The organism is Xanthomonas sp. SHU 199, assembly GCF_000364665.1.
GTDB classification, from domain to species: domain Bacteria; phylum Pseudomonadota; class Gammaproteobacteria; order Xanthomonadales; family Xanthomonadaceae; genus Xanthomonas_A; species Xanthomonas_A sontii.
Genome location: NZ_AQOI01000411.1, coordinates 1 through 8,012, shown reverse-complemented (window position 1 = coordinate 8,012; position 8,012 = coordinate 1). Strand labels below are relative to the sequence as shown.

Annotated in this window: 8 protein-coding genes and 1 pseudogene; 7 read left to right on the top strand and 2 right to left on the bottom strand. The window is 65.7% G+C overall.

The genetic code is table 11. The features are described 5' to 3' along the window. Window positions 1–309: pseudogene (locus D183_RS24755) on the bottom strand (DUF2339 domain-containing protein); the annotation flags it as partial. Between the two features lie 257 nt (window positions 310–566). Between D183_RS24755 and D183_RS24750 the strand changes: the two are divergent. From D183_RS24750 to D183_RS0113510, 4 genes are all read left to right on the top strand, one after another. Next, window positions 567–1,409, top strand: coding sequence for a methyl-accepting chemotaxis protein (locus tag D183_RS24750; RefSeq protein ID WP_232757276.1), 843 nt, complete (start codon window positions 567–569; stop codon window positions 1,407–1,409). A 39-nt stretch (window positions 1,410–1,448) separates the two neighbouring features. Further along, complete coding sequence (locus D183_RS28025; RefSeq protein ID WP_017909468.1) at window positions 1,449–1,643, top strand: hypothetical protein; 195 nt, start codon at window positions 1,449–1,451, stop codon at window positions 1,641–1,643. A gap of 288 nt (window positions 1,644–1,931) precedes the next feature. Then, entirely contained in the window at window positions 1,932–2,387 is a 456-nt protein-coding gene (locus tag D183_RS0113515; protein ID WP_232757275.1) for a hypothetical protein, read from the top strand. 527 nt (window positions 2,388–2,914) lie between these two features. Then, window positions 2,915–4,081 carry a hypothetical protein gene (locus D183_RS0113510; protein ID WP_017909466.1) on the top strand — a complete coding sequence of 389 codons (1,167 nt, stop codon included), beginning with the start codon at window positions 2,915–2,917 and terminating at the stop codon, window positions 4,079–4,081. Between the two features lie 264 nt (window positions 4,082–4,345). Here D183_RS0113510 and gap read toward each other — a convergent pair whose 3' ends face one another. Then, window positions 4,346–5,347 carry a type I glyceraldehyde-3-phosphate dehydrogenase gene (gene gap / locus D183_RS0113505; protein ID WP_017909465.1) on the bottom strand — a complete coding sequence of 334 codons (1,002 nt, stop codon included), beginning with the start codon at window positions 5,345–5,347 and terminating at the stop codon, window positions 4,346–4,348. A gap of 160 nt (window positions 5,348–5,507) precedes the next feature. Between gap and D183_RS0113500 the strand changes: the two genes are divergently transcribed. The 3 genes from D183_RS0113500 (at window position 5,508) to D183_RS0113490 (ending at window position 7,962) form a co-directional block, all read left to right on the top strand. Continuing rightward, window positions 5,508–6,137: an OmpW/AlkL family protein gene (locus tag D183_RS0113500; protein ID WP_017909464.1), complete on the top strand. Its 630-nt coding sequence runs from the start codon at window positions 5,508–5,510 to the stop codon at window positions 6,135–6,137. Window positions 6,138–6,385: 248 nt separating this feature from the next. Further along, window positions 6,386–7,006: an OmpW/AlkL family protein gene (locus tag D183_RS0113495; RefSeq protein WP_017909463.1), complete on the top strand. Its 621-nt coding sequence runs from the start codon at window positions 6,386–6,388 to the stop codon at window positions 7,004–7,006. Between the two features lie 143 nt (window positions 7,007–7,149). Then, window positions 7,150–7,962, top strand: coding sequence for a S1/P1 nuclease (locus D183_RS0113490; protein ID WP_017909462.1), 813 nt, complete (start codon window positions 7,150–7,152; stop codon window positions 7,960–7,962). Window positions 7,963–8,012 lie beyond the last annotated feature (50 nt).

Sequence of the window (8,012 nt, the reverse complement as noted above, 5' to 3'; positions counted from 1 at the left end):
TGGTGGCGCCGCGGCGCGCTCGGCGAACGGGTCTGGACGCGGAAGGTCGAGGCCTACAGCGAACGGCATGTCCTCCGCCTCGGGCTCAGGTTCGGCGACGGCAGCCTGGCCCTCTGCGGCTGCGGCCGCGGAATCGGCGCGATCCGTTGCGGCGGCAGGCGTGGCGGCGGCCATCCGCGCCACCTGCGCCTCCAGTGCGGCGAGCCGCTGGCGCAGGCGCGACTGCCCGACCAAGGCCACGATCGACAGCAGTGGCAACGCCAGCACCACCAGCGCCGCAAACACCACCAGCACGACCAACTTGTCCATTCGTCTCACATCTCCACAAGCGGTGGCGCGGCGCCCGTGGCGCGCACCGGGAGCCCGGCGGCGCCGGACCTGGCGCAGATGGTAGACGAGTTCGGCACCGACATCGGCCCACGGACGGGGCCGCAGCCCAGTCAGCGCAAGGGCGCGGCGTTCCGACAACGGTCTTCACACCGCCCTCAAGTCCCGTGCACCGGCGGCCGCTACACCCCTTATCGCGTCGTCCGTCTGCTGTTTTCTCCCACCCCACCGGCAGCATGATGAACCTACCCGCCCACCCCGCCGACGCGGGGATCGATGACCATATTCGCGCCGTCGTCGGCTTGTCCGACCAGTTGCTCGGCCAGTTGCGCCGCTCGCTGCAGGGGATCGACGCGATCAACCGCACCACCCACATGATCTCCATGAACGCGCGCATCGAGTCGGCGCGGATCGGCGCCGCCGGACGCGGCTTCAGCGTGATCGCGCAGGAAATGGACGGGCTGTCGCGACGCGTGGCCGAGGCCACCCAGGACCTGGACAAGGTCGCCGCGCGCACCAGCGCGGAGATGCGGCAGACACTGGGCCGCCTGCAGGACGACGTGCGTCGCACGCGGCTCAGCGAGCTGGCCCTGAGCAACATCGACCTGATCGACCGCAACCTCTACGAGCGCAGTTGCGACGTGCGCTGGTGGGCCACCGACGCCGCGGTGGTCGCCGCGGCGCGTGCCGACAGCGATGCCGAGGCGCTGGCCTACGCCTCGCGGCGCATGGGCCAGATCCTGGATTCGTACACGGTCTACTTCGACCTGATCCTGGCCGGAAGCGATGGCCGCATCCGCGCCAACGGCCGGCCACGGCAGTTCGGCTCGGTCGGCAGCGACGTCTCCGCGCAGCCATGGTTCGAACACGCGATGCGCACGCGCAGCGGCGAGGAATTCGGCTTTCAGGACGTGCATGCCAGCGCGCTGGCCGACGGCGAGCGCGTGTTGGTGTACGCATGCACGGTGCGCGACGGCGGTCGCGTCGATGGCCGCGTGCTGGGCGTGCTGGGTATCGTGTTCCGCTGGGACGCGCTGGCGCAGACGATCGTGCAGCGCACGCCGCTGTCCGAATCCGAATGAGGCCGCAGCCGCGCCTGCATCGTCGATGCGCAGGGCCGGGTGCTGGCCGACTCGGCCGGGCGCATGCTGCAGGACCGGATCGACTTCGACGGCCGCGACGCCTTGTTCAAGCAGCCGCGCGGCGCCGTGCTGATCGATCTCGACGGCCGGCCGTACTGCATCGCGCACGCCGCCTCTCCCGGCTACGAAACCCACCGCACCGGCTGGCACTCGCTGATCCTGCAGGCACTGTAGCCGCACGCACTGGCGCCCACCGCAAAAGCGGCAGCGGATCACAGGCTGCCGCGCGCGGTATCGGCACAGCCGCCTGTGCGGCACCCGCAGACCGTGTGCCGACGACTGCGACGACCTCATCGGCAGGGCGTCGTCTCTGCCTGAACGCCCGTGCGTGCTGTATTGACGGCGTCATTTCGCCATGCCTAAGCTCGTCGCGCCGCGTTGATGCCGCGCCGACGCATCGCCTCGACGCGACCGGTGCACTCTGGATTGCAGACGCCACTTCCCAGGTAAACGGACATGACCATGAAACCCTTTCGCACCCTGCTGATCTCGGCCCTGCTGGCCGGGTCTTTCGCCGCTCCCGCCCTGGCCGAAAAGGTCGACAATCCGGATCTCTACACCGCCGATGCGGTCAAGAAGAACATCGTCATCGGCAAGACCACCAAGGAGCAGGTGCGCGCGATCTATGGCGAGCCCAACTACGTCTCCAGGACGTCTGGAAAGGAAGGCGGCTACGAGAAGTCCTGGAGCTATCGCCCCGGCGAATCTCACGGCGAGAAGGCGCGCAAGACCGCGACCGGCCTGCTGAAGCGGATGCTGCCCGGTTACTACACCGGCCCGGCGATCAACGAAGCGCAGGAGCATGGCGTCGGCGCGCGCAACGTCAAGTCGTACGACCTGGAAGTGGAATTCGACGCCAAGGGCGTGGTCACCGATTACCAGCAGACCGAAAGCAACCAATCGCGCGACGCGCTGTAATCGCGAGGCCGGGCCAGCCTGCGGCACCCGACGCGCCGCGGCAGGGCAAGCGGCTCGCCACAACGCAAAAGGAGCGCGTGAGCGCTCCTTTTGCGTTGTGGCCTCGACCTGTGTACGCGACAGCGCCAGAACGGGCCGAGCGCTGCACGGGAACAGACGCATCCCGCCAGTCGCATGGCCGAGACCACTCCAGCACCTGCACAAGGTCGCCGCACGCACCTCAGCGAACCGGCCCTGGTCAGTGTCGACCCGACGAGCACAGTGACGACATGCGCTGGCGGGCCTGAAACACGGCGCAAGGACTCCATCGGCTCTCGCAGAACCACTCCGGCCATGAAGAGTGGATCTCGCGTTGGGACCAATGCCATCATCGTGGATGCGGCAAGCGACCACCCCGGCTTGCATGCGAAAGTCGAGGAAAGCAATAAAGACGCAACGAAAACGGCGGAAAACTGGCCACGCAAGGCCGATGCGCAGCCAATGACCGTCCAACATCCCTCCATTTGCAACTCAAAAAACGAGCAGATATGGATTGCCTTACGCTACAGGACAAGTACCCGGACCTCTATTTCTTCTGGCTGGAAAAGCTTGGCCTGTATTACGCAGCCGGCGAAGAGAACAAGACATACCTGATCGAAAGCAATGGAGACATCGTCTACCAATCGCCCGAAGAGACGTTCGCCGACTTAAATGGAAGCCACTTCCCCTACAGCTGGGACAAGTGGGAAACGGATTTCAATCGTCAGATCGATTACTGGATAGAAATCCATTTTTCAGGGAAATTCATTACCAACTCGATTTTCTCCTTTCGGAACGGCAACCTTGTCCGCTTACTTGAAGACGAGCTCATCCTGTATGCAGTCCCCATAACGCCGCAACGACTGTTGCTGCAAGTGGCCAAGGACAAGGACAATCCCTTGTCCCAGGTCAGCATCCACCTCTACGACACGCTTAGAAACGAACTCAGGGAACTATGGGAAGGCCCTTACCGGGAAGAACCATTTTCTGTTCATCGCGTGCGCGGCGCGGAGCACTTTTTTTCGATCTGGATTCGCGACGACGAAAACCCCATCGATCACTACACACGCAAAGTATTCCAGCTATATACCGCCGAGGGAGAACCGCTGGTAGATTTTGAAACGGCCTGGGGACATGGCGGCGGAGACACCTGTTTCGACCTCTCACAACGAGGCATGGGAATCACTCACAGAATTCTGGATAAACCCATTTTTATATCTTCGCACTGGTATTTCAACCGCTATGAGGCATGCGATGTACTGATCGACAGGAAAGGCAATAAATACGGGGACTTTTATTACATTGCAGGACAGAAACCCTCGTATTTCGGCAAGTCCTCGACCAGACACCCGAAGTACATCGACAAGAAAATTCTGTGCCTTGCGCTGCCGGTACGCGATCATCAGCCGCCGTGCCTGACGATCCTCAACGAGGACGGCAGCAGGATCGTGACGGAATTCGAGTGTCCGTGGCTTTTTTTCAACCTATCCGCAACGCTCGTCAAAGACAAATCCATCTTCGGCAAGACCTGCCTTGTGGTGATCGACAAGGAATGTCACGCAAGGCTTATCGGCCTCGATGGAAAGGAAATCGAAAACACCACGCCCATTCCCCTGAAAAGCATCGACCCCAGAATGAACTATCCGAAGCTTTTCGCGAAGCAATGCCGGCAATAGCAGTGCATCGAATTGGCTTCAGGCCAGGCAGGTCTCGAGTCCATCCGGATCCACAGCCTGAACAGTGCCGCCGCGACCGCACGAACATCGACCCGGGACAGGAAGCACCTGCACGATCCGTCCGGCAAGCCGGCGTGCGACACCTGGAGCGTGTCATGTCCCCTGGGGCATGCAGGCATGGGACCTGCGCCATTCCATCCGGCACGTCATCGCCCACAAAAAAAGCGCCGCACGGCGCTTTCTTTGTGGACGACGCCAGGCGGCTTACTTCGCCACCACCTTGACCATTTCCAGGCACTTGTTGGAGTAGCCCCACTCGTTGTCGTACCAGGACACCAGCTTGACGAAGGTGCCGTCCAGGGCGATGCCGGCATCGGCATCGAAGATCGAGGTGCGCGCGTCGCCGCGGAAATCGGTGGCCACCACCTTGTCTTCGGTGTAGCCGAGGATGCCCTTCAGCGCGCCTTCGCTCTGCGCCTTCACCTCGGCGCAGATCTCGGCGTAGGTGGCCGGCTTTTCCAGTTCCACGGTCAGGTCGACCACCGACACGTCCGAGGTCGGCACGCGGAAGCTCATGCCGGTGAGCTTCTTGTTCAACTCCGGGATCACCACGCCGACCGCCTTGGCCGCACCGGTGCTGGACGGAATGATGTTCTCCAGGATGCCGCGACCGCCGCGCCAATCCTTGTTGCTCGGGCCGTCCACGGTCTTCTGGGTGGCGGTGGCCGCGTGCACGGTGGTCATCAGGCCGCGCTTGATGCCCCACTTGTCGTTGATCACCTTGGCCAGCGGCGCCAGGCAGTTGGTGGTGCAGCTGGCGTTGGAGACGATGGCCTGGCCGGCGTAGGTGCTGTCGTTGACGCCGTACACGAACATCGGCGTGTCGTCCTTCGACGGCGCCGACAGGATCACCTTCTTGGCGCCGGCGTCCAGGTGCTTCTGCGCGGTGTCCTTGGTCAGGAACAGGCCGGTGGACTCGATCACCACGTCCACGCCGACCTCGCCCCACTTCAGCGCGGCCGGATCGCGTTCCTGGGTCAGGCGGATCTTCTTGCCGTTGACCAGCAGATGGCCGCCGTCGACCGACACCTCGCCCTCGAAGCGGCCGTGCACGGAGTCGTACTGCAGCATGTAGGCCAGATAATCCGGCTCGAGCAGGTCGTTGATGGCGACGATCTCGATGTCGCTGCCGAAATTCTGCACCGCCGAGCGCAGCACGTTGCGCCCGATGCGACCGAAACCGTTGATGCCGACCTTGATTGCCATTTCAGTAGCTCCTGCGGCCGCGCCTGGCGCGGCGGATGGAAGGGGAAATCCCATTCTAGCAGGCCGGCCGCGCCACGCCGGACACGCCGGTTTGATCAGGATCAAGGCGGCATGGGGCGGCGCGCCGGACACTGCGCCCACACCCAACCGAGACTCCACCATGCGCACCACCTCCCCCCTCCTGCTCGCCGGCCTGGCCGCCGCCCTGACCCTGTGCGCCCTGCCGGCGCTGGCGCAATCGCAAGGCGACTGGACCATCGGCATCGGCGCCCACCAGGTCAACCCGAAGTCCGACAACGGCACGCTCGCCGGCGGCACCCTGCCGCTGCGCATCGACAGCAACATCCGGCCGACGGTGACCTTCGAGTACTTCGTGCACCAGGACCTGGGCGTGGAAGTACTGGCCGCGCTGCCGTTCGAGCACGACATCAGCGTCAAGGGCGTGGGCAAGGTCGGCAGCACCAAGCACCTGCCGCCGGTGGTGTCGCTGCAGTACCACTTCAACAGCGCCGGCAAGGTCTCGCCGTTCGTCGGCGCCGGCCTCAACTACACCACCTTCTTCAGCGAGAAGACCACCGGCGCGCTGGCCGGCAGCAAGCTCAAGCTGGACGACTCCTGGGGCCTGGCCGCACATGCCGGCGTGGACATCGCGCTCACCGACAAGTCGGCGCTGCGCGTGGACATGCGCTGGATCGACATCGACAGCAAGGTCAAGGTCAACGGCAGCGACCTGGGCACCACGCACATCGATCCGCTGGTGTACGGCCTGGCCTACGTGATGAAGTTCTGAGACGGGCGCCGGCGCCGCTGCGACCTGCGGCGCCGGCGGCAACAGGATCGGCGCCGCTCGCGGCAGCGGCGCCATTCCGGAGCATGGCCGTACCGGATCGACGCGCGGGCCGCACACGCGGCCTCGCCGGAGCGCAGCGCGTCCGCCCCGCTTCTCTGGCAGACTACGCGCCACACGGATGTGGATCGGTGCCCGCCGGGCCGACACGTGGTTCGCATCCGCCCACTCGTCGTCCACCGGGGTCTCCCATGCCGCCACGCCTGTTCCGTCGCCTTGCCGTCGCCGCCCTCGCCAGCATCGCCCTGCCCGCCGCGGCGCAGTCGGCCGGCCACTTCACCACCAGCTATGGTCTGCACGGCATGGTGCCGGGGTCGTCCAACGGCACGCTGCGCGGCAGCGACCAACGCTTCGACGCCGACGTCGCGCCGGCCGTGTCGTTCAGTTACGAATACTTCTTCCGCGGCAACCTCGGCGTGGAGATCCAGGGCCTGGTCGGCCAGCAGAAGATCGGCCTGGACCGCGGCGGCGATATCGGCAGCGCCTGGATGCTCTCGCCCACCATCTCGCTGCAGTACCACTTCAACGGCAACGGCGACATCTCCCCGTTCGTCGGCGCCGGCCTCAACTACACCGCTTTCCTCGGCAGCGACGGCAAGGGCGCGTTCGCGTCCAACGACGTGAAGTTCAAGGACACCATTGGTCCGGCGCTGCATGCCGGCGTGGATTTCGCGGTCGGCGAACGCAGCGCGATCCGCGTGGATGCGCGCTGGACCGGCATGCGCAGCGACGTGAAAGTGGACGGCAGCACGCTCGGCAAGGCCAAGCTCGATCCGGTCACCTACGGCGTCGCGTACCTGATGTATTTCTGAGCCTGCAGCCGGGTCGTGTCCTCGGACGCGGCTCGGCGCGGTCGGCGACGCCGTCTGGCACCGGCGTCCGCCGTGCTGAGCGGCAACGCAACAGACCTGATGCGCGTCATGGCCGCGTCGTCGGCGCCGGCTAGAATCGGCGCATGAAAATCTCTCCCTTCGTTTGCACCGCGCTCGCCGCGGCCCTCGCCGCCACACCGTCCGCCGCCTTCGCCTGGGGCCCGCTGGGTCACCGCCTGGTCGCCGATCTCGCCGACACACAGCTCACCCCGCAAGCCCGCGCGCAGGTCCGTACCCTGCTGCAGGGCGAACCCGACCCGACCCTGGCCGGCGTGGCCAACTGGGCCGACCAGCTCCGCGAACACGATCCCGACCTGGGCAAGCGCAGCGCGCGCTGGCACTACGTCAACCTGGCCGAGAACGACTGCCACTACGAACAAACCCGCGACTGCCCGGACGGCAACTGCGCGGTCGAGGCGCTGCGCCGCCAGGCCGCGATCCTCGCCGACCGCAGCCAGCCGCAGGCCGCGCGTGCGCAGGCGCTGAAGTTCGTGGTGCATTTCGCCGGCGACGTGCAGCAGCCGCTGCATGCCGGCTACGCCCGCGACAAGGGCGCCAACACCGTGCAGATCCAGTTCGAGGGCAAGGGCAGCAATCTGCATTCGCTGTGGGACAGCGGCCTGCTGCGCAGCCGCGGGCTGGACGAGCAGGCCTACCTGGCCGAGCTGGAAAAGCAGCCGTTGCCGGCGCCCTCGCCGGCGGGCAGCGCGCTGCCGCCGCCGGCCGCGGCGTGGGCCGAGGCCTCCTGCAAGATCATGCTGCGTCCGGGCTTCTATCCGCCCGGCGCCACGCTGCCGGCCGATTACGTGACGACCTGGCGCCCGGTCGCCGAAGCGCAGTTGCGCCAGGCCGGTGCCGACCTGGCGGCCACGTTGAACGCGGCGCTGGGCAAGTAAGCCCGGCGCACCGTGCAGATACCGTCTTGCCCCCTAGCAGGCAAGGCCCC